The organism is Paenibacillus sp. HGH0039, from assembly GCF_000411255.1.
Lineage (GTDB): Bacteria > Bacillota > Bacilli > Paenibacillales > NBRC-103111 > Paenibacillus_F.
In genome coordinates this window covers 999,845-1,021,552 of sequence record NZ_KE150413.1, presented here as the reverse complement: position 1 = coordinate 1,021,552, position 21,708 = coordinate 999,845, and the positions used below count along the sequence as shown (strand labels likewise).

Sequence of the window (21,708 nt, the reverse complement as noted above, 5' to 3'; positions counted from 1 at the left end):
TTACCTACTCACATATTCCTCATTGGTCATTAAAGATACAATCAATCACATTTAAAGTCGAAATGGATAGCAATAGCAAAAAGGAAACTTAGGTATAGAGAAAGGCTCCAGATATAATAATCGGGAGCCATTTGCAATTTATTAGTGAATACTTTTAAACAATTCTATGACCTCACTAATGTGATATAATTATCCAGCATATTACAATTCAGGGGGAATGGATTTGACAGAAGAAATAAACAAGGGGAAGCATGAAAAATCTTCAAATGGACTAATTGGTGAAGCACTTATTGTTATCTTAATAACGGCCTTCGGTTATCTTGCTGGCTATCTTTATGAAGTTGGATATAAAGATTATTATGAGCTGCCAGACATGTTTGTAGAGGTAGGGTTACCGACAATCATTAAATCAACATGGAGCCTTTTTAGGTCTATCATGATTACACTTCTTTTAGTCAATTTTTTATCTTTCCTTGATTCAAATAGATTTGAAATCTCTACAAATCAAAACAGCTTATTCTGTTATATCGTACTGTTTAGCATTTTTTATAATCTTGGAAGCATGATTGTAATTTTCGCTGTTGTTGTTCTTTTTGCCTTCTCTATTTTAGTATATGTTATTATCCCGATATTTAAGTACAAGGAACTAAAAAAAATTAGTGCTCGCATTATTCATAATGAGAAGGTAATTGGAGACAACATACTTAAAGGTATTACGTTAAAGTATGGTAGTAAGGTAACTGTAATAATCTTTTTTGTTGCAATTGTTACTAGCAATATGTTCCTTGTTCAAGAGAAAGGGAAAAATGACGCAAGAGAAGAAACGGAATATTTAGTTACTAACACAACAGAACCAATGATCGTCATAGACTCATACAAGGATTACTTTATACTTGCACCCGTGGACATTAAGAATAAGACTTTTACCCCACAATACAAACTGCTCAAACAATCTAAAGATACCCCAGACTTACCTACATTTGAAAAGAAAAAAATAGGACCACTTAAACCAAAGGAATAGTCAAACAACCCACTATCTTAACTGTTAGTTGGTCTATTTAATTGGTGCAAATTTTGGACAAAAGTGTAATTTAAAATAGTCACGTTTTGAACCGTTTGTCCTTAAATTTTGGTCACAAGTGTGATCACAAAGACTTCAAAAAAGACATTTTGTCCATGTCTCAAAAAACATTCAAAAATCCCGTGAGGCCTTGTCCCATAAGGAATTACAGCTTTTCAAAGCCATTATTGTTCACCCTGTAAAATAGGGTATAAATTGGGCTCCGCACATGATATAGCCTTTATCCGTCGTCACGACTAGCAGCGTCGTTTTTGGCAGCTTTACTTCTATCGCAATGGCCGTATTTCCATCCAGTTCGATGGGTTCCACTTTCATCATAATGACACATCTCCTCGCTTCAAAATCATAGGCAGTATATGCCGGAGAGAAGTTTTGGTGCCGGAAAAACAGGGTGTATCTAAAGACCCATTTCATGCTATAGTAAAAGGACCAGATTCAGTGAGACGGAGGTCTTATTACGACTACTAACACGAACCAAACATCCAAACAAGGCCATTTGTTTACCGTTAAAATTTTGATGGAAGAAGAGACGAATGGACTTGCGCTTCAAAAGCTGCTGCAGGTCTTGAATAATGCTAATTTCACAGATTTTACGATCGAACAGGGGATTGAGCTCGGCAAGCTGATCGCATTAAATACGCCTTCCTCTGGCACATCTTCGACCGCAGCTTCTTCACATGCTGCCGTATCGGACGGATCACCGTCATCATCCGAGAAACAGCCGGCATCCGCTCCGGCATCCAAAACCGGATCGTCTGCGCCTCCCGCTGCATCCGCTTCCAATCAGCATAGGCCCCAGGTGGAAGACCAGCTCCGGAAGATGATCAAGGACAACACCCTGATCCGCCTTTCCGTCGTAAAAGGGGCTGGCATCCGTCTCAGTCTTCCCTGCCGGGTTCTGAATTTCGATGAAGAATCGGGCAACGTTACCGTCTACCATGTGGACGAAAAGAAAGTTTATCTGTTTAAGCTCAACGAGATTGACAATATGTCTTTACATTAAAAAAAGGCCCGGCGCTTACGCGCTCGGGCCTTTCTTCTATAGGGCGGCGAGGTTGACTGGCGTCAAACGGCGCCGCATCGGGCACCTGAACTGCATCCCGGCGCCGCTTTCTCTCAATCGCGAGTCTGGCAGAACGGTTTCCCGGAAACTGCTGGCTCTATTTGTTTTTCCGGCCGGTCTAGGCTTCCTTGAGCCTCCCTGCGCTGCAGGTGATCCGGCGCAGCATGGAGCCCATCTTATCCGCCGTCAGAGGCGGGCTGAACCAGTAGCCCTGAACCTCATGGCACTGATTGCGGTGCAGGAAGGAAAGCTGCTCCTCCGTCTCCACGCCCTCGGCGATCACTTTCAAGTTCAAGTGCCGCGTCATGGAAATAATCGTGGCGACGATAGCGGCGTCGCTCGGGTCCTCCATGATGTCCCGGACGAAGGAACGGTCGATTTTCAGCCGGTCGACCGGAAATCTTTTCAAATATGACAGAGAGCTGTATCCCGTGCCGAAATCGTCGATGCTCACCTGGACGCCGAGCTGCTTCAGTTCCAGAAGCGAAGCGATGGCATGCTCCACATCCATGGTCATGCTCTCGGTAATCTCGAGCTCCAGAAACTGTGGAGCCAGCCCCGTATGCTGCAGCACCTGATCGACTTTCGCCTTCAGATTGTGCTGGAGAAACTGCCGGGAGGACAAGTTCACGGATACCGGAACTTTCGGAAGGCCGGCATCCTGCCAGGTTTGGTTCTGCTGGCACGCCTCGTGCAGCACCCACTCCGAGATCGGCACGATCAGTCCCGACTGCTCCGCAAACGGGATGAAATCTCCCGGCGGAATAAAGCCCTTCTGGGGGTGGTTCCAGCGGATGAGCGCCTCCATCCCTACGATTTGACCGCTTTCGATCTCGACCTGCGGCTGATAATGCAGCACGAATTCGTTGTTTGTAATGGCCCGTCTCAGGTCGTTTTCCAATTGAAGTTTCTGAAGAGAGACGGATCTCATTTCGGAGTTAAAAATCTGGATGTCGCTTTTTCCGTTCTCCTTGGCCCGGGTGACGGCCATATTCGCATGCTTCATCAGCGTATCCGCATCCTCGCGTTCGCGCGAGAGCAGCGAGATGCCTATACTTGCGGTAACGTGCAGCTCATACTGCTCCAGCATGAAAGGCTCCTCAAGCACGGACAGCAGCCGGGAGGCGAGCTGCAAGGCCTGTTCCCTCCCCTGAATGCCCGTGTAGAAGAAGGCGAATTCGTCGCCTTCCGTTCTGGCGATGAAGTCGTTATCTGAGATGCAGCGGGTGAACCGCTCCGCCACCTGAAGGAGCAGCATGTCCCCGTAGTCGTAACCGAAGCAGTCGTTAAACAGCTTGAAGCCGTCGATGTCCACGTACATGACCGCTACCCGCTGATGATGGCTTTCCGCCAGAAGCAGCGCCTCCGTAAGCTGTTCCTTGAACAGCCGACGGTTCGGAAGGCCCGTCATATCGTCGTAGTAGGCCATGTGCCGGAACTGCTCGTCGGCTCTCCGCCGTTCCGTGATATCCTGGAACATGAACAGGAACCGCCGGCTTGCCCCCTGCGTCTCGAGCGGCACACCCGTAGCCGACAAGTCGATCCGGTACCCGCTCCGGTGGAGCACCGGGATATCGAACAGCTGCGGCGTTCCTGTGCGCAGTTCTCCGTAGCGCTGCTTGAGCTTATCCTGATGCTCGTCGGATACGTAAGCTCCGAAAGAATTGCCGACCAGCTGCTCGTTCGTCGCTCCGAGGAGCCGTTCCATGGTCCGGCTTACCCGGGTTAATTTGCCGTGCTCATCCGTTACGCTGATCGCGTTCGGGCTGTAATCGAATAAAGTGTCCAGCAATCGGGAGGATTCATCCGCTATTGGCGGGTCCACCGGCCTGTTGTCTAATGCCGTAAGTCCTTCCTGCCCGGAAGCAGCGGGGTTGCCGCGCTTGTTAAAGGTATACAGCGCCCCCGCCAGTACGGCCGAGGCTCCCAGGCAGATCCAGACTGCATAGGCTCTCAGCAGCACACTTCCGATCACGATAACTGCTGCATACCCGCCTAAGAGAACCGGTATCATTTCCGTTTTTCCTCCATTTCGCCGCTTTCTCTGTTTATGGGCAGCCGAACGTAAACGGTCGTCCCTTCCCCCATGACGCTTTCAATCTGAAGGATGCCTTTGTGCTCCTCCACAATTTTGCGGCTGACCATCATGCCCAGCCCGCTGCCCTGATCTTTGGTCGTATAGAAGGGAACGCCGATCTTGTCGATCAAATCCTGCGGGATCCCGCTTCCCTGATCCGCAATGGCGAAACAAATCCGCTTATCCGCCTGCTCCTGCAGCCGGATCGTGATAAGTCCTCCGTCCGGCATGGCCTCGATCGCATTTTTCAATAAATTCACGAACAACTGCTTCAGCTGATTCTCGGCCCCCATCATGCCGGAGAGACTGCCGTCCACATTCGTCAAGAATTCGACGTTCTTGAGAATGGCCTGCGCTTCAAGGAGCGCAAGTACATGCCGGATCACAAGCTCCGGGTTTAACCAGGCGAATTCGGACGCTTTGGGTTTGGCTAGCATAAGCAGTTCCGAAAGGATGAGATCGATCCGGTTAAGCTCGGACATCATGATTTCGTAGTATTCCTGCTTCCCCTCTGCCCCGGACTGCAGAAACTGGGTAAAGCCTTTCAGAGCTGTCAGCGGATTCCGGATTTCATGGGCGACACCCGCCGCAAGCTGCCCCACGGCCGACAGCTTCTCGGACGTTCTCAGCCGTTCTTCCGTTTCCCTGCGCCTCGTTACGTCTTTGGCTATCGCATAAATCCCTTCCACGCGGCTGCCTACCTGAATCGGAAGCGTGTTGACTTCCACGGTGATCCAGCTTCCGTCCTTGCGCGAGACATTGAATTCGCCCGTCCGGGTTCTTCCGTTTTTCGCAGCCTCGAAGAGTTCCGCCGCCGTCTCCAGGTCTCCCGGGAAAATGAACCTCTTGCAGGGATGCCCCGCCAATTCGTCCGTCTCGTACCCCGTGACCTGCCTCATGGTGGAATTAATGCTGACAATGTGCCCCTGCATATCCACTATGCAGACGATGTCCGGATTATACTCGAAAAGGGGCCCAAGTTCCTGACGGCTCCGCTCCAGCTTTTCTTCCATGGCTTTCCGGCCCGTCAGGTCTTGCAGCTGCACATAATAGACAAAGGAACCGTCCGTACCGGGGAGAAGAGACACGTTCAACATCGTCCAGACCCAGTGTCCGTCTTTATGCCGGAACCTTTTCTCCATCTGCAGCCTTTTGGTGGCGGCCAGTTCCTTCCACCGGCTCACCCAGTCCTCCGTGCCGACCGCTGCGTAAGCGATATCGTCCTTGTTCATCCCGAGAAGCTCCCGGCGCGTATATCCCAGCATCCGGCAGAGCACTTCATTCACTTCAAGAATATCTCCCTGCTGATTCACCACCGCCATCCCGATCAAGGCCTCTTTGAACGCGTAGGCAAACACGGGAATCATAGCGGGTGCGATAAAGCCCGATTCGTTATCCTCATCTGGACTGAATGACTTATACATCCGGTATTCCTTTCAACCAAAAGGATTTTGGGGGTTGCTGACCGGGACGGGGAGATTATCCTGCAAATCCGCCCTCAATCGACATTTTTCGTCTTCCGTCAAACACCTGAATCGACAGGCAAACGTGCAAATGGTAACAACTTCTACGCACTAGGTAAATTTTCCTGCTATTATTTAAGCCCCTTACAAAAAAGAAAAGAGCCGGAATAAATCCGGCTCTTATTTCATTGCGGCAATCGCCAGCATAACCCAGCCTGCCAGGAAAGCAACCCCGCCGAACGGCGTAATGGCTCCTAACACTTTAATACCGGACAAGCTCAGGACATAGAGACTCCCGGAAAATAAAATAATTCCGATCAGGATCGCCCAGCCCGAAGCATTAACCAGGGACTGGTTCTGCGTCAGACGATCCGCGGCGAGACCGATTGCGATAAGGCCGACCGCATGAATCATATGATACTGCACGCCGGTCTGGTAGACGGCAAGCATGTCCGCACTGATTTTTGTTTTCAGCATATGAGCGCCGAAAGCGCCCAGCGCCACCGCCAAAAACATATTGATGCTTCCCAGCATCATGAATAAACGCATCATGTCTCCATTCTCCTTTGTAAGCAAAGTCGTCTCTCCCCATGATAGCCGATTATCCGCGAAGAATCCAATCCGGATACGGTTTCCGCCGCCTTTTCAGCCCTGCCAAGAGCCTTGCGGATTACTCCGTTTCACCCACGTCGTGCTGGCCGATAATGAGCACCTGCGGCTCCAGGTAGGCACGGGTCGTAAACGGGTGCTGGAGCATGTCGACTTCGATGTCGACCACTTTAAAGCGGGCCGATTCGATGCCTTCCCTCTTGTCGTAAACGACTTCGAATTTCTTGAGACCGAGCGAATGTGTAACGACCGAAGCGCCTACCGTCAGTGCCGCCCCTTCGATCTCCCCGTGTACAAAGAGCTGCTGTGTCAGCGCTTCGTTGTTCATATCAACGATTTTCACCCATTGGCAAATGCTGCATTTCATTTTATAAGTCCCCTCTCTCTGCAAAGCCTGCATGGTTCCAAAATTCGACAACTCTTCGATAGATTCCTTCCTGGAGCATGCTGTTCCAAAGCAAAAAAAATCGTCCCGAAGCAGCCGCGGGGACTGCGTTCGGGACGATGTTCGTTTTACCTTATTTCGACGAAACCGTGACGGTTTCGACGTCTTTGTTTTCGATCACGACACTCTCGTGCTTGATCTCGACGTGCGGCTTCACTTTACGGATAAAGAAGGCCATAACAAGAGCGGCCACCGTCATCCATGTCGCCACGACGAAGGAATGGTTGATGCCGTAGACCGCGGACTGCTGGGCAATTTCCGCCATTTTGACCTTATCGGCGGGATTGATGCCGCCCGCGGCGACGAGCTCCGCTCCATGGGACTTGGCCGCATTGGTCATAAGGGACACGAGCAGAGCGGTGCCGATGGCGCCGGCCACGTTACGGAGCGTCTGCGACATGGCCGAACCGTGCGCGTTCAGACGCTGGGGAAGCTGATTCATCCCTGCGGTCTGGATCGGCATCATCAGCATCGACATGCCGAAGCTGCGGATCGTGTAGAGCAGAATGAGCGTGGTATACGTCGTATCAATGGTAAGCTTGCTGAATTCGTAAGTCGTCACGGTCATGATCAGCAAGCCTATAACGGAAAGCCAGCGGGCACCGACTTTATCGAAAATAATACCGGTAATCGGGGACATGATCCCCATCAGAATCGCGCCCGGAAGAAGCAGAAGTCCGGATTCGAACGGCGTAAATCCGCGGATGTTTTGCAGATAGAGCGGGAGAAGAATCATCCCGGAGAACATGGCCATCGTCACAATGACGTTAATGACGGTCGTAAGGGAATACATGTTGAATTTGAACACACGGAATTCCAGAATCGGCTTCTCGGTCACCAGCTCACGCCAGATGAACAGGATGAGCGAAACGGCGCCGACCGTCAGGCAAGTCACGACAATCGTGCTGTCCCATCCGTCTTTACCCGCGTCACTGAAGCCGTAGAGCAGCCCCCCGAAACCAAGGGTGGAGAGAATAACGCCGAGAATATCAAGGCGCGGCTTGGATGTGCGCGTCACGTTTTTAAGCGATACGGCTCCGAAGATCAGGGCAAAAGCGGAAAGCGGGATAATGATATAGAACAGGGCGCGCCAGCTGTAATGCTCCATAATCCAGCCGGACAGCGTAGGACCGATGGCCGGGGCGAAAATCATGGCGACGCCCATCATGCCCATCGCTTTGCCGCGCTCCTCCACAGGGAAGATCGTCAGGAAGACGATCGACATCAGCGGCATAAGCACGCCTGCGCCTGCCGCCTGGACAAGACGGCCGGTCAGCAGCAGCTCGAACCCGGGGGCGAATCCGCTTATGATCGTGCCCAGCGTAAACAAGCCGACCGCGGCGATAAACAGCTTCCGCGTCGTAAAACGTTCGATCAGAAAGGCGCTGATCGGGACGAGAACGCCGCTGACCAGCATATAGCCGTTGGACAGCCACTGGATGGTATTCTCGCTTACTTGGAGATCCTTCATCATGCCCGGCAGGGCGACGTTGAGGAAGGTTTGGCTGAGCAGGGCGACGAACGCTCCGATCAGCAGGGAGGCCACAATAGGCCCCCGCTTAAATTGGGGTGCTTCTGTACTCATGGGTTTCTTCATCTCTCACTTTCTGTAAAATCTCTAGGATTTGTGTATTGATACGCTCCAGTTGCCGCTGATCCTCTTCGGATACCGAAGCGAGAATATACAATCGGTCCATGTGGTCCCGTTCGACCAGGTTCCACTGTTCCAGCCCTTTCTCCGTCAGCTTGAGCGTAACGGACCGGCGGTCTGTCTCCGAACGCTCCCGGGAAACGAGGCCCGCTTTGACCAGACGGTCCACAATCCCGCTCGTCGTGCTGGTCCCCAGCAGAATATACTCGCTAAGTTCCCCCAATCCGATAAGAGGATGTTCCTTCAGATTTTTAAGGGTAAGCAGTTGGACCGGCGTGAGGCCGTACAGTTGGGCCGCCTTCATCAGGACTTGGAAAAAAGCCTGATTGACCTCACGGTAGGATTGAAAAATCCGGTGAATGCGATCCTGTTCCTCCAAGACTGATTCCTTCCTTTCTTTACTATTCGCCTCCAAATATTTTGCATACGAAATATTATAGGGTTTAAAAAGTTTCTAGTCAATCATATTCCTATAAACCTAATAAGTCTTTTATGAGTCCCTTTTTCCACCCCGATTGATTAAACTTGTTTGTCCAACGCAAAAAAACCCTTGCCGGGTTAAACGAGAAGGATGTTCTCATTGTAACCCGGAAGGGCTTGGCTTTATGCTGGGATAGCTCCCTGTCGCGATTGGGCGAAAGCAGGGCAAGACGGGACGGGTTAGCGCACCATCCAGCCCCCGTCGACGCACAGGATGTGTCCGTTCATGTAATCCGAGGCCCGGGATGCGAGCAGCACGGCCGGTCCGATCAGATCCTCGGATGTGCCCCAGCGTGCCGCCGGAATGCGCTCGAGAATCTGCTTGCTGCGGACCGGATCTTCGCGCAGCGCCTCGGTATTGTCCGTGCTCATGTAGCCCGGTGCGATACCGTTGACTTGAATGCCTTTGGAGGCCCACTCATTCGCCAAAGCCTTGGTCAAGCCGGCTACGGCATGCTTGCTGGACGTGTAGCCGGGCACGTTGATGCCTCCCTGGAACGACAGCATGGAGGCCACGTTGATGATCTTGCCGGAACCTTGTGCAATCATATGGCGGCCGGCAAGCTGGCAGAGCGTGAACACGGAGTTCAGGTTCACGTCCAGCACATCCTGCCAGTCCTGGTAGTCATGCTCGGCGGCCGGCTTGCGCCGGATGATGCCCGCGTTGTTGACCAGGATGTCGAGTCCGCCCAGGCCTTCGAGGGCCTGGCCGATCACGCCGGGCAGCAGGCTGCGGTCGGAGACATCCGCCTGGATGGTGACCGCGCGGCGGCCGAAGCTCTCGACCCGTGCCTTGACGTCATCCGCGGGAGTCCGGTTCGTCACCAGCGCCACGTCCGCTCCCGCCTCGGCCAGACCGATCGCGATAGTGGCGCCTAGGCCGCGGCCCGCCCCGGTTACGACGGCTTTTTTGCCGGACAAATCAAATAAATTCATTCCGTACACCTTCCTTAGCCTAACGGTTATTAGAGGGGGGCCTGCAAAATGTTGACGGCCTCCCCGTATTTGCTTAGCGTCTCGGAACCGATGCCGCTGTCGGTGATCAAGTAGTCGATCTCGTCAAGGCCGGCAAACGTGATCAAGGCCCCTTTGCCGAACTTTTTGTGGTCGGCGACGCAGTAAATCGTTTTGGCGCATTCCATGTAGACGCGCTTGAGCCTTGTCAGCTCCTCCGTGAAAATGGTCAGCCCGTAATCCGGATGAATGCCGGTGGCGGATAGAAACAGCTTATGCACGTTGAGTTTCTTCACCCAATCCGGATCGGTGCCGACGAGCAGGTTATGATGCCGGTACCCGCCCGGCACGACAAGCCGGATCTGGTCCTTGGCCGTGAGCTCACGGATAATGAGCAGATCGTTGGTCAGGACGGTGAGCGGCATGTTCTTTACCTTGCGGGCGATTTCCAGCGTCGTACTCCCGGCGTCGAGCGCAATGATGTCGTGCGGTTCGATGAAAGTCAGCGCGTATTCGGCGATGGCGGATTTTTCGCGGACATGCTTGATATTCGGAATCTGCGGCAGCAGGCTCTCTTCGTCGGGCAAAGGGACAGCTCCCCCATGTGTCCGCTTCAGAAGCCCTTTCTCCTCCAGCTTCTCGAGATCCTCGCGGATCGTCTTTTCCGTGACCTGAAATTTATCGCTAAGCTCGGAAACTTTGACGCTTTTCCGGCTTTCCAGTTCTTCCAGAATGGTACGATGGCGTTCAGCAGCCAGCATGAATAATTCCTCCTTGCCTGTCAAACAGGTTCATGCTTCTACTTTAACTCGTTCATAGGCACCATATCCATATCTTTAAAGGTATAATTTTCGCCGGCCATAGCCCAGATGAACGAATAGTTGCTGGTTCCCGCTCCGGAATGGATGGACCAGCTCGGCGAAATGACGCCCTGTTCATTGGAAACCACGAGGTGACGCGTTTCCGAAGGCTCGCCCATCATATGGAACACGCGCGCGTCTTCCTTCAGATCGAAGTACAGGTAAGCTTCCATTCTGCGGTCGTGGATATGAGCCGGCATCGTATTCCATACACTTCCCGTTTTGAGCTGGGTTACGCCCATCATCAGTTGGCAGCTTTGAATGCCGTCGGCATGAATGTACTGGTTCAGAATCCGTTCGTTGGACGTTTCCAGAGAGCCGAGGTGGTTCGGATTCGCTTCCTTGATCGAAATTTTTCTCGACGGGATTTCCGCATGAGCGAGCGCCGAACAGAAATAAACGCGGGCCGGATTCGAAGAATCCTTGCTGGCGATCGTTACTTTCTTGTTTCCTTTGCCCACGTACAGCGCATCCAGACGGCCCAGCTCGAAGCTCTCTCCGTCCGCCGTAATGACGGCGTCTCCGCCGATGTTCAGAAAACCAACCTCGCGGCGCTCCAGGAAGTACTCCGTTTTGAGCGTGTCGGCCGCTTCAAGTTCAAGCGTTTCCTTGACGGGAACCGCGCCTCCGATGACCATGCGGTCATAATGGGTGTAGACCATCGAAATGCGCTCTTCCTGAAACAAATTTTCGATCAAAAAGTCATTTCTCATGCGTTCGGTTGTAAAAGTTTTAAAGTCAGTCGGGTTTGTCGTGTGACGGATTTCCATATGGGGTAACCTCCTATAAGGTACGTTTATGTTCATTTAGGTTCGTTTTAAGTGTATCACAACCATATTGAACATAAAAGTACTTTTTTCATATCGGTCCGATAAACCCTTTTTTCATAGATTCGGGCGGCCGCCGCCATCTTTCTATCAATCTCGCATAGGATAATCTCAGAAAGGAGGAAAGAGTCCCCAACCCGCACAACGAACCCAACCGGCCCTGCCCCTCCTCTTCAAATAAAAAAAGCGGCCGCCTTCCGAAAATGAAGGCGGCCGCTTTTCCTGTGAGCGGACTGGTGAGACAGGCTCAGTCTCCAATCCGGGGAAAGCGTTCCAAAATTTTTCGATCAGCAGCCTGTAAGTCTTGTCGTGTTCGGACAACGATTTCTCCCTTACATTTTTGCTGCCCTTAATATTCTCCTTTGATTACAAAAAACGAGCCCCGAATGGTTCCGGCTAGTTTAGACTTCTGCCTGGCAAACTTAAACTTCCCTTCTAACTCCTGCGGTACCTCCATCCCCTCGGAAAGCTTAAAACCAACGGCCCGCTTCTTAGGGTCATCAACCGTATACATGACATTGAGCGCAAGCCCGTCCTCATAAAAGACGTAGGTAAATCGGATATTTTCCACTTGAAAACGCGACGTTTCTAAAGGTTTGGCCGCAAACGCAATATCACGTTCTTCTTTCAAAATGCGGTTCACATAATCAAGGTTCTCCTGACTTTCGCCGGCGGGTACTACCGTAAATTCATGCTTGTATTTGTTCATAAAGTAACGGGCTTCATTAGCACGTAATCCAGCAAGCGCTTCTGCTACAGGTGAAGACTCTAAACCAACCGTAGACACATTTTTAAAATCAACGATATACGACATTTCCATCTCTCCTCTTATCTTTTTGATTTCCTTAAAACAGGAGGGTACCGAATACAGTCTCTCCAAATTATTAGTTTTACAGTAGTCATCTATTGGTTGTATGAAGGGGCGGCCGATAATTTCACCACCTCCTTGCACATTTTGCGGCTCTTCGGACGCAGCGCCCACGAGGCGATATTTAGTGCGGCATAGAAAAGCGGAAGGATAAGATGAAACCCGTAATCCCCATAATCGTTAGCAAACGCATGAGATAAAGCCGCCCCCGTCATTAAGAAGAAAATACCGGCGTAAGCCCATTCTTTAGCCGAGGAAAACCCGGCACGATGATAGCAACGACTCCAAGCAATTTCCAACTTCCGAGAATGTTCGTGATGTATAACGGGAAACCGATATCGGTCACTAAGTCAACATTTCCCCCATATCGCATTAGCTGCCCGATACCGCTTAACGTAATGGATATTGCGAGCAGTAACGTGACGGTCCAATAAGCAATCATTTTTCCGCGGTGCTGGGTTACTACTTTCGCGGTTGTTTTCGCACCGATGATTGTACTCATTTTGTTTCCTCCTCATTGGTTTAAGTGAAACTTACTCAGGTTCCAAACCTTGTTAATAACTGGCCTTAAATTGGACGCCTTTTGGTGTCGCTTTCGATTATAGGATACCAAAAGGTGTCGTGTCAATCACATCTTTTCACTCTACATGAAAACTGCCAGTCGGCTATGTATGTCAACATTCCATGCCATTTGGCTCTTTGATTGCATGCAAAAAAGCTCCGGCACGATAATGCCGAAGTTTTTTGATCATGACTCAGTTTTGGCGGGCGTCAGGACTGCGAGAAATTCATGACCGACGGCGATATGCAAAGTTGAACCATCTAATTGGGTGTCCTACGTAAAGCCGCCCGAGTTTTCAATGGTATGGATATTGAGTAATTAAATTATTCTTTTTCAAAATAATCATCTGGCAAATTTAATTCTTTCAAACAAGCCATAAATTTTTCCCTGAAATTAGGATTGCTTTTATATTCCGGCCATGCAGCCTTATAATAAGGCAATAACTTCTCATGTGGGATAAGGCCCCAATATTGAATAGAGTTTTTCACAGCCTCCTTGCCGCCACCCATGAACATCCGTTGAATGATCTCCCAACTTTCCGATTTGTCATTGCAATCGCGTGTCGCATAGATTGCGGCAGTTTGTATATTCGAGTCGGTGTGGCACAGAAAGGGCGCAAAGTTTTGGAGTGTAATCGCGCCGGAAGATTCCAAAACATACCCCACATGACGCAACGTCTCCGGGTCGTGAACCCTGTCAAGACTTTGCACTATCACTTTTATAAATTCCGCTAAATCAAAAGATTTACCGTACCAGTTCAGAATCTGTAAAGCGTGTAATAAATCCTCATTTCTATCCGAATGCAACAGCTCCAGAAGATAGCCTCTTCCCGCGTCAACAGAGGTTTTGCAGATTAGTTGAATGGCTGTGGTGCGATCATTTTGTCTTTGCTCAGCAACGCTTTCTAAAAAATCAATGGTTGGCTGCGAGATTTTCTTAAACTTGAACATTCCATCAAGCGCTTTTGATTTGATTTCTTCGTTTGGGGCGTTTTGATAAACCTGTATCAATGCATTTTCATCGCCCGGCATTCTGCTGCCAAACCACGCGATATCATAATCCAGAATAATTTCGTCCAGCCAGCGCTCATACCAGTCCAGAAAGTTGTCTTCATAGACAAAGAAAAAGGGACGATCCGGATAAAAATCTGAAGTGTAAACGATTTTCCCCCTGTGTTTCCCTTCAATTACAAGATACATATCGTATTCGCAGCCTTGTGTGCCAATACACAACATGCCGCCCAACACCCTATCACGGGCGGCGTCGTATTCCAGGTCGGAGATGTCCTCATCATTGATCAGGGGCTCGGTCAGATGGTTCCATTCCTCTTTTGTCATTCCGGGGTGTAGAACGCATTTTGTAGTGAGTGCACTATCGGTATAAGAAGTTGCCTTTTCAATCGAATAAATCCCGTAATACGGCCCGGCACCTCCATTTCCGACTCTCGTTAAAAACTGCGTATAAGACTCCGGGAGTGTGACCTGATTCTTTGCTTGCCAGTCTGCAAGCTCTTTTGCTGTAAGCTTTTCATAAACCCTGTATTTGTGTGAGGATGCTCCAAACACCGAAAAAGCCGTATCTTTGCGCATGGCCTTTCCGAGTTTGTTTTTTATTCGATCAAGTTGCGTTTCTTTCTTCCAAAACAACATATTGAATTCCCCCTGTTGATTATAGCCGGGCTTCCTTCGTTTGCTTATCCAGCAATTTCAGCAGATGCGGAAATCGGTATTCTCCGTACATACTCTGTATGTGCTCGGCAGCGACTGCTAGCTCCATGCCGATAGAGGTGATATACAAAGGCTTGGAGCTGCTGCCTCGGTAAATCTTTTGGACAAAGGCTTCGTTGTCGTGAAAGGCACTTTTTGCCACACCGATCACTGGAATTTTTCCTGAAAAATCCGTGTAAACATAATGTCCGAGCCCGGGCTTTTTCTCATTGTTTAAGTACACATAGCCATCTACAACAATGGTATGTATTTGATTTATATCAGTAAGGTTCAACAGTTCCTGTATACAAGGGAGCTCTCGTTTATAGAAAAAACCCGTTTCGTATTCGTGGGGGTTTTCCGTATATGAGATGATGACTTCGAGTGGTTTAGAATCTTCCCAACTCTGAAAAATAACCCCCACTGATTTCGCTTGATTTTCCTCATAATACACATCGACAGCGATGATCATGGATAGCGATTCCTTCCTTTTTGCTGTCACTTATGATACGGTTCACCGCGCTGTCTGTGACGGCAAGTTTTTTTGTTCTCTGGACCCTCAATTCAGAATGTAGAGACTCTCAAGGCAATATTGTACACAACTATTTATATCCCGATCTCCCGCATTTTCGCCATGACCTTCTCCATCCTATCCTCAATATCTACAACACTATACTTCGGAAGCCGCATTTCGCTCACGATTTTTCCGTCGCACATAAACATTATACGCTCCGTCTTCGCCGCAATCTTGGCGTCATGGGTTACAAGCATAATCGCAGTACCCGCCGCGTTGATTTCGGAAAGTAGATTCATAATGGCCTGCGCAGCTTCCTGGTTAAGCGCACCGGTCGGCTCGTCACCAAAAATAATCTGCGGATTGCTCATAAGGGCGCGGCAGATGCCCGCACGCTGAAGCTGTCCTCCCGACACCTGGGTAATGTCCCGCTTTTCCAGCTCTGCTATGCCCACCTTCTTCATAAGCGTTCTCGCCTGTTCCGTGATTGTCTTGACATTCCTTCTGTTGTCGCGCATGGACGGAAGAATGATGTTATCCAGAATGTTCATATTCTTCATCAACGTAGGCTGCTGAAACACAAAGCCCATTTGGGTTCTGCGCAGGTCAGCCAACTCATCTTCGCGGAGTGCTGATAAATCCCTGCCGTCAAAAGTAACCTCCCCGCCGTCAATGCGGTCCATCCCGCTCATCGCGAACATCAGGGTCGACTTTCCCGAGCCCGAAGGTCCCATCACCGACACGAACTCCCCCTCGTTAATGTGGGCGGACACTCCGTCAAGAACCTTGCGCCTGTCACCACCCTGGCCGTAAACCTTTTCTATATTCTCACCGGTTATAAGCTTCTTCCTATTCATGACCTACTCCTTAATATTGCCGGATATTGTGATTTGTCCCGCTCCCGATGTGCCAATCATCGTTGCGATAAGTACTGAACCGATCAACATCAGCGGGCACAGCAGATACGCCGATAGCGGATTGACCACAAACGTAAACGACGATGCTCCAAACGAAGAAATAATTGCGCCTGACAATATCTCTCCGAGCGTGTTAGCCAGAAGCGTCCCGAGAACAATTCCGATAATGAGCACAACTACCGAACGCGCAAAATACTGTATTCTCAAATCAGAGTTGGTAAAACCTAATGACTTCATGACGGCAATCGAATATCGGTCCTTTGCAACAAGCATTCGCATGAACAACACCGTAACCAGAACACTTATAACCAGCATCATCACAATTGCGATCTGTGAGACCTTACCGACAGAGCTAATGGTCGAGCCGAAGGTCTGCGTAACATATTCATCAATGCCTGATACTTTGGCAAAACGAAATCTTTCCGCATATTCCCTAACTTTTCCGTCAACAACAGCCTCATCTGAAAGCTCCGCATAAATAACGGACCACACTCTATCCTCCGAACGCTCTGTAATAGCAGCCTTTGCGGTCTTCCCGCCATTGGTAATGTCCGAATACATTCCGCACACCGTGAGATCTCTGGCCTTCCCGTCAATCACCAGCGTAATGACATCGCCAACCTTCTTGCCCAGTTCATCGGCGTTCATCACGGACAGAGCAATTTCGTTATCTGCGGCTGGTCCTCTGCCTTGGGAATACTTCACCGGGAAAATAGAATGGTCGCCGAGCTCGATTTTGAGCCTCTCCTCCGATCCATCCTGCCTCCTTGCTGTGAAGGTTTCCGTTGTAAGCACGGCATATCGGGATATGGACGTGTCGCTCTCCATGACCTTTGCAACTTCCGCTTCTTTTGCAGCGATATGGTCCTTCTGTTGAATGTCCAGGCGCATATCGCTATTGCCTATCCCCATATAGGTGATGAAGCTTTTGGAGGAAATCGTGTTGTGCAGGTTCTGGGGAACAATCATAATAAATGCAGCGATCACAAGCACAGCAAGCATTGTCGCGTATAGACTTGTCCTTGCGAGCACATCCTTGACGCCGAGAAAAATATTCGCGTTCAGCAGCCTGTTTGCGCTCAGCGTAAAACGCCTTGCTCCCGCGGATTTGTCCTGTGAAATACCGAACCGAACCGCTTCTGCAGCGGAGATTTTCCGGAAGCGTCTCAGTACGCTGCTCACATAGCCAATGATGGCTAGGAACACTAGCACTACGCTGATTACTCCAAACAACAAGGCTAAGGAAGAGTTCTCGCTCCCTCCCATGTATAACCTTATATTTTCAAGCAGCAAGCCTCTGAACACAAATGAAAGGGCAAATCCAACCATACAGCCAAAGGCCGCAATTCCCGCGTACTTCGCAAGATATATCTTTTTAATATCAGATACACGTAATCCTATTGCTTTCATAACACCGATTTCGCGGTAATCACTCTCGATTGTGGCAAGGAGAGTAAAGCGTATACACATAAATGCGATGGCAACGACAAGCACGCTTACTATAAGGATGACTGCAATCATAAGTCCGTCGGATATTGCATTCAGCATTTTGAACAGGGGATAGGTAATCGTGGGGCCATTGGCTTCAAGCCCAGCAGAGGTGTAATCATCTTTGAATGCCCCGAGCATGGACAAGTCTTTGAGTCTGAACTCAATCAGATATTCTGTGCTTCCGGAGCTCTGTATTTCGGCGTAGTCATGTTCGCTTACAAGAAATCTTTTGGACGAGGCGAGCAGCGAATTCATCTGAGAATCACGGAGAAATCCGGTAACGGTAAGTTTCTTTCCGCCGATTACAGCCGTATCCCCGGTCTTCGCGGTGCCGTCCTTCATATAGCCGATTGGAACATACAGCTCCCCGTCGGATACCGTGATCCTATTCCCATCAAGGTCAAGCAGGTAATCAAATTTCCCGCTCTGCGTGCTGAAGCCGTTATCCTGAACATTGTCCACAAGTGAGTTGCCGTTTATGACAATCCGCGAACCATCAACATTGAGAAACTCAAGCACTTGAAACTCGTCAACCTTGTTGTTCTGGTCCGCAAAAGCCGTAAACCGTGCCCTATCCAGTTCCCCTGAATGCATCTGCAGAAAATGCGGGGTTTTTGCCTGCGTCATGAGTGTATCAATTGCACCCGTAAGATTGACGACAAGCATGGACGACAGAGAGACAAGCATAGCCGCGGCAGCGACGAAGATCATGGTGGTCAACGTAATTAGTTTGCTTTTTAACATATCATTGCGGATTATCCGGTAGTACATACGTCACCTCTGTCTTCAAGCCTTTTCATAGATTTCAAGTTATACAAAATTACAGAAGCAACACTTAACAGTATTCCGGCGATGATAATCAGAAGTCCCGTTCCCCGGCCGCTGCCTGTACCGATGATCCTGCCCACACTGCCCGCAAGTTCTCCGCCGTCAATCAGCAAAGGCGTGAACACATAATCCGCAAGCACACCCGACAGCATATAGGCAACAATGAATCCAAGCTGTGATACTAACCCGATCAGTGACCAAGCCCTGCCCTGAACAGATTTGTCAATGTTGGTGCGGACCAGAAAATCCAAGCTTGTGTTGACAAATGGCAGCATGGCAAAAAAGAGAAACCCCGAAATACCAAGAAGTATAATATTTTCCCGAAGTCCAAAAACCGCCATGAATATGCCTTCCCAAAATAGCGAAAGTGAAAGGATTTTGACAAAATTCCTTTTGATCCGAACCATTCCAATCAGCACACTCGATACAAGCATCCCCAGAGCGATAATCGTCTCAAGCGTTCCTAATACAGAGCTGTCCGAAAAAGCAAGGATCATGGGCATAGTAAGCGTTTCGATGAAACCAAGAAAAAAGGTCATTACGGAGGTCATAATTACAAGTACAAGCACACCTCTGTTACTAGAAACGGCTCTCCACCCTTCCTTAAATTCACGCATGAACGACCCGGTCTGTTCAGATTTCTTGGAAGCAAGGCCCCTGCGTACCGCAAGCGTCGAAGCAACGGTTACAAAAAAGGTGCAGATGTCGATAATAAGCAGCAGCTTCACATCAGAGACAATCAGCAGAAATCCCGCAAGTGCCGGGGAAATCAGATATTTGGCTGAGCCTGCCATCTGAACAAAACCGCTTGCCTTCGTATACTGCTCCTCGGTAAGCAGATCCGTAACCGTAGCTTTATACGAAGGATCAAGCAGCGATGAGAATACCGAGCTTAGGGTCACTCCCACGCAAATCTGCCACAGCTGTGCTTCTCCGTTAAGCAGACAAATCAGAATAAATACAAGTCCTATTGCAGAAAGGCTGTCGCCCAGTACCATTAGAATTCTCCGGTCATAGCGGTCCGCAAGCACTCCCGTCACGGGACTTAACAGCAGTGATGGCATAAATGCAAGCAGAGTGACCAGTGCCATGGCCGATGCCTGCCCTGTCTGCTGATAAATATAAACCCCAAGCCCAAATGATGTAAGCCCGCTTCCAATCGCTGAGACAAGCTGTCCCGACCACAGCAGAATAAATTTGCCGAAAGCTCCTCCCGGATTATTCATTGCCGTCTCTACCCTTACCAAATATCTGCATAACGCTCATCAGACTTCCGCTTTCGGCACCAAGCAGCCTTTCTATGTTAAAAATAAACGACAGCACACGTGAAGTTCGCTCCTCGTTCGTCATGTCAGCCCTATCCTCATCAAAGATGGTATTCGCATATACGATAACCATCTCCATGCATTCATACGGATACGGCGTGTTGAACAGGCCCTGCTCAATACCCTCGAGGATAATTGGTGTCAGGATCGGCGGAACGCCGCTTATAATGACCTTTTGTATCTTCTGATGCATTAGCGCGTTCTGGGGCCTGTGAATATGCTCCATAACTTCCTTGCCGCTTCCGTTATCGCTGTTTACGTTCAGTGCCATGACCACGCGGAGAATACGCTCGATGACGGGGACGCTCTTATCTAGGGCAACTTCCTGCGCTGCACCTATAAGATTGACGCTGTACCGCTCAATCAGAGCGTCCATAATATCCTCCTTCGACTTGAAGTGATGATATAGCGTTCCCCGTGCGATTCCCACCTTGACCAAAATATCGTTCGTACTTGTACCGTCAAAGCCCTTCTGCCCAAAAAGCTCATCCGCCGCGTCAAGTATTTCGTTTCTGCGTTCTTCTGCTTCTTTTACAACTCTCATCGTTACATCTCCTTGCTTGATGCCAGGCATCAACAGACCGACTGTCTGTCGGTTATGATGTAAATGATAGCATATTGTTTGAAGGAGTGAAAGTAAGTATGGCATAAATCATGATTTCTTTATTCGGGCCCTCCCGATCATTGTGGATGGAGCAATCTTTGCCCAACTCGATGCCACGGAAATCCTTGTCCGGAAGGGCTCCTTATATGTGGTGCAGAAGTTCGATGGATGACAATTTCAATGCCGTATGGAATATCATTATCCGTGGGATCGCACAATCGAAATAGTCGTATAATTGGGCGTACGACCTAAAAACTTGCCGTCACTTATGATACGACTCACCTCGAATAAGCTTATCCTCTGTACCTCACGTCACTGAACGGCACCGCTCAGATGCTCGTGCACGAGCTTCCACTCGCCCTCAGCATCTTTGACGAACACATTCGTCCCGCGTCCGCTGCCCGAAACGAATTCCCCTTTGTGATAGCCTTCCCAAAGATACGTGTAAATGCAGGCGGCCGACTGCGGCCCCTCCGCAACCCACTGCACATCACGGACTGAATACACCTCTTCTCGGATGAGATTCCATGCGTTCTCAAAGTACCCCCGGATTTGCTCCGGAGTCGTACAGCTCTTGTCCGTAAACCAGTAGACAGCCTGCGGGTGAAGAAGTTTTCTTACTTCACTGAAGTCGTGTGTATTCGTAGCGGCTATGTAAGCTTCCAATGCTTTTTGATAGGTCATGCTGAATCTATCCCTTCTTTTGTTCTTATGTTCTGGTTTGCCTCACAAGCTCCACAAGATCCCGGACATTTGTCAACACGTCGTCGGGCTCCGGAGAAAACAGCGCCGTTTGAACGGTCTCAAACCAGTGAGCTCCAATTGTCCACAATCCGGCCGACTTCCCGGCCTTAATATCCGCGCTGCTGTCTCCGACGAAGATCGCTTCTTCCTTGGACAACCCAAGCAGCTTCAGCGCTTTAAAAATCCCCTCGGGATCGGGTTTCGGCCGGTCCACCTCGTCACCGGATACGGTGGAGAAGAAAAACTTCTCAATGCCCAGCTTGTTCAAGCTAACATCGAGGGCTCTCCTGCTTTTGCCCGTTATGATGACCATCCGGACTCCTTGCCCGCTTAAATCCTCCAGCATATGCGCAATATCCCGGGGCATACTCACCCTTGCATGAAAATGATTTTCATAGAAAGAATAGTAATCCTCTATGGCTGCCGGCGCCTTGGAAGCGTCGCTCACATTCAGCCGGATGATGTCATCCTCGGTCGGCCCGAATTTGGCCGTAATCTGCTCGTCGGACAGCGTCACGTTTTCGTACGTTTCAAAAACACGGCGAAAAGCGTCGAATGAAAGCGGCAGCGTATCCGCCAACGTACCGTCGAAATCGAAAAGAACCGCCTGGATCGGCATGGGTGGGTCCTCCTTTTTTT

General features: G+C 49.8%; 21 protein-coding genes and 1 pseudogene. 2 read left to right on the top strand and 20 right to left on the bottom strand.

Annotated features, from left to right (window positions below):
- Positions 1-223 precede the first annotated feature (223 nt).
- Positions 224-1,021, top strand: a complete 798-nt coding sequence (locus tag HMPREF1207_RS18915; RefSeq protein WP_009677152.1) for a hypothetical protein — start codon at positions 224-226, stop codon at positions 1,019-1,021.
- Positions 1,022-1,252: 231 nt separating this feature from the next.
- On the opposite strand, the gene HMPREF1207_RS29905 is transcribed toward HMPREF1207_RS18915, so the two are convergent.
- Positions 1,253-1,399 carry a hypothetical protein gene (locus HMPREF1207_RS29905; RefSeq protein WP_009677149.1) on the bottom strand — a complete coding sequence of 49 codons (147 nt, stop codon included), beginning with the start codon at positions 1,397-1,399 and terminating at the stop codon, positions 1,253-1,255.
- A 178-nt stretch (positions 1,400-1,577) separates the two neighbouring features.
- On the opposite strand from HMPREF1207_RS29905, the gene HMPREF1207_RS18910 reads away from it, so the two are divergent.
- The gene (locus tag HMPREF1207_RS18910) at positions 1,578-2,084 is read left to right on the top strand and encodes a hypothetical protein (protein WP_009677161.1); all 507 of its coding nucleotides are present in this window, start codon (positions 1,578-1,580) and stop codon (positions 2,082-2,084) included.
- 178 nt (positions 2,085-2,262) lie between these two features.
- Here the strand turns inward: HMPREF1207_RS18910 and HMPREF1207_RS18905 are convergent, their stop codons facing one another.
- The 19 genes and pseudogenes from HMPREF1207_RS18905 to HMPREF1207_RS18815 all read right to left on the bottom strand — a co-directional run bounded on the left by HMPREF1207_RS18905 (position 2,263) and on the right by HMPREF1207_RS18815 (position 21,688).
- Positions 2,263-4,158: a putative bifunctional diguanylate cyclase/phosphodiesterase gene (locus HMPREF1207_RS18905; RefSeq protein ID WP_009677126.1), complete on the bottom strand. Its 1,896-nt coding sequence runs from the start codon at positions 4,156-4,158 to the stop codon at positions 2,263-2,265.
- On the bottom strand, positions 4,155-5,645 hold the full coding sequence (locus HMPREF1207_RS18900; RefSeq protein WP_009677136.1) for a PAS domain-containing sensor histidine kinase: 1,491 nt from the start codon (positions 5,643-5,645) through the stop codon (positions 4,155-4,157). The genes HMPREF1207_RS18905 and HMPREF1207_RS18900 overlap by 4 nt, the downstream gene beginning before the upstream one ends.
- A 219-nt stretch (positions 5,646-5,864) precedes the next feature.
- Positions 5,865-6,236, bottom strand: a complete 372-nt coding sequence (locus HMPREF1207_RS18895; protein WP_009677133.1) for a DUF423 domain-containing protein — start codon at positions 6,234-6,236, stop codon at positions 5,865-5,867.
- A 118-nt stretch (positions 6,237-6,354) separates the two neighbouring features.
- Complete coding sequence (locus HMPREF1207_RS18890) at positions 6,355-6,660, bottom strand: hypothetical protein (protein ID WP_009677148.1); 306 nt, start codon at positions 6,658-6,660, stop codon at positions 6,355-6,357.
- A gap of 151 nt (positions 6,661-6,811) precedes the next feature.
- The gene (locus tag HMPREF1207_RS18885; protein ID WP_016423884.1) at positions 6,812-8,323 is read right to left on the bottom strand and encodes a DHA2 family efflux MFS transporter permease subunit; all 1,512 of its coding nucleotides are present in this window, start codon (positions 8,321-8,323) and stop codon (positions 6,812-6,814) included.
- Positions 8,298-8,768 (bottom strand): MarR family winged helix-turn-helix transcriptional regulator, encoded by a 471-nt coding sequence (locus tag HMPREF1207_RS18880; protein WP_009677172.1) that lies wholly within the window; start codon positions 8,766-8,768, stop codon positions 8,298-8,300. Before HMPREF1207_RS18880 ends, HMPREF1207_RS18885 begins: the two co-directional genes overlap by 26 nt.
- Positions 8,769-9,049: 281 nt before the next feature.
- Positions 9,050-9,805, bottom strand: coding sequence for a 2-dehydro-3-deoxy-D-gluconate 5-dehydrogenase KduD (gene kduD, locus HMPREF1207_RS18875; RefSeq protein ID WP_009677168.1), 756 nt, complete (start codon positions 9,803-9,805; stop codon positions 9,050-9,052).
- Between the two features lie 29 nt (positions 9,806-9,834).
- A complete protein-coding gene (locus tag HMPREF1207_RS18870) occupies positions 9,835-10,584 on the bottom strand; it encodes a DeoR/GlpR family DNA-binding transcription regulator (protein WP_009677137.1) in 750 nt (249 codons plus the stop codon).
- A 38-nt stretch (positions 10,585-10,622) separates the two neighbouring features.
- Positions 10,623-11,453, bottom strand: coding sequence for a 5-dehydro-4-deoxy-D-glucuronate isomerase (gene kduI / locus HMPREF1207_RS18865; RefSeq protein ID WP_009677151.1), 831 nt, complete (start codon positions 11,451-11,453; stop codon positions 10,623-10,625).
- 406 nt (positions 11,454-11,859) lie between these two features.
- Positions 11,860-12,324 carry a hypothetical protein gene (locus HMPREF1207_RS18860; protein WP_009677135.1) on the bottom strand — a complete coding sequence of 155 codons (465 nt, stop codon included), beginning with the start codon at positions 12,322-12,324 and terminating at the stop codon, positions 11,860-11,862.
- An 89-nt stretch (positions 12,325-12,413) separates the two neighbouring features.
- Positions 12,414-12,880 (bottom strand): annotated as a pseudogene (locus HMPREF1207_RS30355) (DoxX family protein).
- A 383-nt stretch (positions 12,881-13,263) separates the two neighbouring features.
- Positions 13,264-14,589, bottom strand: coding sequence for an SMI1/KNR4 family protein (locus HMPREF1207_RS18850; RefSeq protein WP_009677171.1), 1,326 nt, complete (start codon positions 14,587-14,589; stop codon positions 13,264-13,266).
- A 19-nt stretch (positions 14,590-14,608) separates the two neighbouring features.
- On the bottom strand, positions 14,609-15,148 hold the full coding sequence (locus HMPREF1207_RS18845; RefSeq protein WP_269212172.1) for an endonuclease V: 540 nt from the start codon (positions 15,146-15,148) through the stop codon (positions 14,609-14,611).
- Between the two features lie 104 nt (positions 15,149-15,252).
- Positions 15,253-16,017, bottom strand: a complete 765-nt coding sequence (locus tag HMPREF1207_RS18840; RefSeq protein WP_009677124.1) for an ABC transporter ATP-binding protein — start codon at positions 16,015-16,017, stop codon at positions 15,253-15,255.
- A gap of 3 nt (positions 16,018-16,020) precedes the next feature.
- Positions 16,021-18,339 carry an ABC transporter permease gene (locus HMPREF1207_RS18835; RefSeq protein WP_009677144.1) on the bottom strand — a complete coding sequence of 773 codons (2,319 nt, stop codon included), beginning with the start codon at positions 18,337-18,339 and terminating at the stop codon, positions 16,021-16,023.
- Complete coding sequence (locus tag HMPREF1207_RS18830) at positions 18,324-19,622, bottom strand: MFS transporter (RefSeq protein WP_009677141.1); 1,299 nt, start codon at positions 19,620-19,622, stop codon at positions 18,324-18,326. Before HMPREF1207_RS18830 ends, HMPREF1207_RS18835 begins: the two co-directional genes overlap by 16 nt.
- Positions 19,615-20,265, bottom strand: coding sequence for a TetR/AcrR family transcriptional regulator (locus HMPREF1207_RS18825; RefSeq protein ID WP_009677164.1), 651 nt, complete (start codon positions 20,263-20,265; stop codon positions 19,615-19,617). The genes HMPREF1207_RS18830 and HMPREF1207_RS18825 overlap by 8 nt, the downstream gene beginning before the upstream one ends.
- Positions 20,266-20,637: 372 nt before the next feature.
- The gene (locus tag HMPREF1207_RS18820) at positions 20,638-21,009 is read right to left on the bottom strand and encodes a YybH family protein (RefSeq protein WP_009677117.1); all 372 of its coding nucleotides are present in this window, start codon (positions 21,007-21,009) and stop codon (positions 20,638-20,640) included.
- 25 nt (positions 21,010-21,034) lie between these two features.
- Positions 21,035-21,688, bottom strand: coding sequence for an HAD family hydrolase (locus tag HMPREF1207_RS18815; RefSeq protein ID WP_009677143.1), 654 nt, complete (start codon positions 21,686-21,688; stop codon positions 21,035-21,037).
- Between the last annotated feature and the right edge of the window lie 20 nt (positions 21,689-21,708).

What these genes read in the sequence shown, in the direction of transcription:
- HMPREF1207_RS18900 (WP_009677136.1), bottom strand. Translation starts at nt 5,645, where the DNA reads ATGTATAAGTCATTCAGTCCAGATGAGGATAACGAATCGGGCTTTATC.
- HMPREF1207_RS18835 (WP_009677144.1), bottom strand. Translation starts at nt 18,339, where the DNA reads ATGTACTACCGGATAATCCGCAATGATATGTTAAAAAGCAAACTAATT.
- kduD (WP_009677168.1), bottom strand. Translation starts at nt 9,805, where the DNA reads ATGAATTTATTTGATTTGTCCGGCAAAAAAGCCGTCGTAACCGGGGCG.
- HMPREF1207_RS18860 (WP_009677135.1), bottom strand. Translation starts at nt 12,324, where the DNA reads ATGTCGTATATCGTTGATTTTAAAAATGTGTCTACGGTTGGTTTAGAG.
- kduI (WP_009677151.1), bottom strand. Translation starts at nt 11,453, where the DNA reads ATGGAAATCCGTCACACGACAAACCCGACTGACTTTAAAACTTTTACA.
- HMPREF1207_RS18825 (WP_009677164.1), bottom strand. Translation starts at nt 20,265, where the DNA reads ATGAGAGTTGTAAAAGAAGCAGAAGAACGCAGAAACGAAATACTTGAC.
- HMPREF1207_RS18870 (WP_009677137.1), bottom strand. Translation starts at nt 10,584, where the DNA reads ATGCTGGCTGCTGAACGCCATCGTACCATTCTGGAAGAACTGGAAAGC.
- HMPREF1207_RS18850 (WP_009677171.1), bottom strand. Translation starts at nt 14,589, where the DNA reads ATGTTGTTTTGGAAGAAAGAAACGCAACTTGATCGAATAAAAAACAAA.
- HMPREF1207_RS18890 (WP_009677148.1), bottom strand. Translation starts at nt 6,660, where the DNA reads ATGAAATGCAGCATTTGCCAATGGGTGAAAATCGTTGATATGAACAAC.
- HMPREF1207_RS18815 (WP_009677143.1), bottom strand. Translation starts at nt 21,688, where the DNA reads ATGCCGATCCAGGCGGTTCTTTTCGATTTCGACGGTACGTTGGCGGAT.
- HMPREF1207_RS18895 (WP_009677133.1), bottom strand. Translation starts at nt 6,236, where the DNA reads ATGATGCGTTTATTCATGATGCTGGGAAGCATCAATATGTTTTTGGCG.
- HMPREF1207_RS18885 (WP_016423884.1), bottom strand. Translation starts at nt 8,323, where the DNA reads ATGAGTACAGAAGCACCCCAATTTAAGCGGGGGCCTATTGTGGCCTCC.
- HMPREF1207_RS29905 (WP_009677149.1), bottom strand. Translation starts at nt 1,399, where the DNA reads ATGATGAAAGTGGAACCCATCGAACTGGATGGAAATACGGCCATTGCG.
- HMPREF1207_RS18820 (WP_009677117.1), bottom strand. Translation starts at nt 21,009, where the DNA reads ATGACCTATCAAAAAGCATTGGAAGCTTACATAGCCGCTACGAATACA.
- HMPREF1207_RS18905 (WP_009677126.1), bottom strand. Translation starts at nt 4,158, where the DNA reads ATGATACCGGTTCTCTTAGGCGGGTATGCAGCAGTTATCGTGATCGGA.
- HMPREF1207_RS18830 (WP_009677141.1), bottom strand. Translation starts at nt 19,622, where the DNA reads ATGAATAATCCGGGAGGAGCTTTCGGCAAATTTATTCTGCTGTGGTCG.
- HMPREF1207_RS18840 (WP_009677124.1), bottom strand. Translation starts at nt 16,017, where the DNA reads ATGAATAGGAAGAAGCTTATAACCGGTGAGAATATAGAAAAGGTTTAC.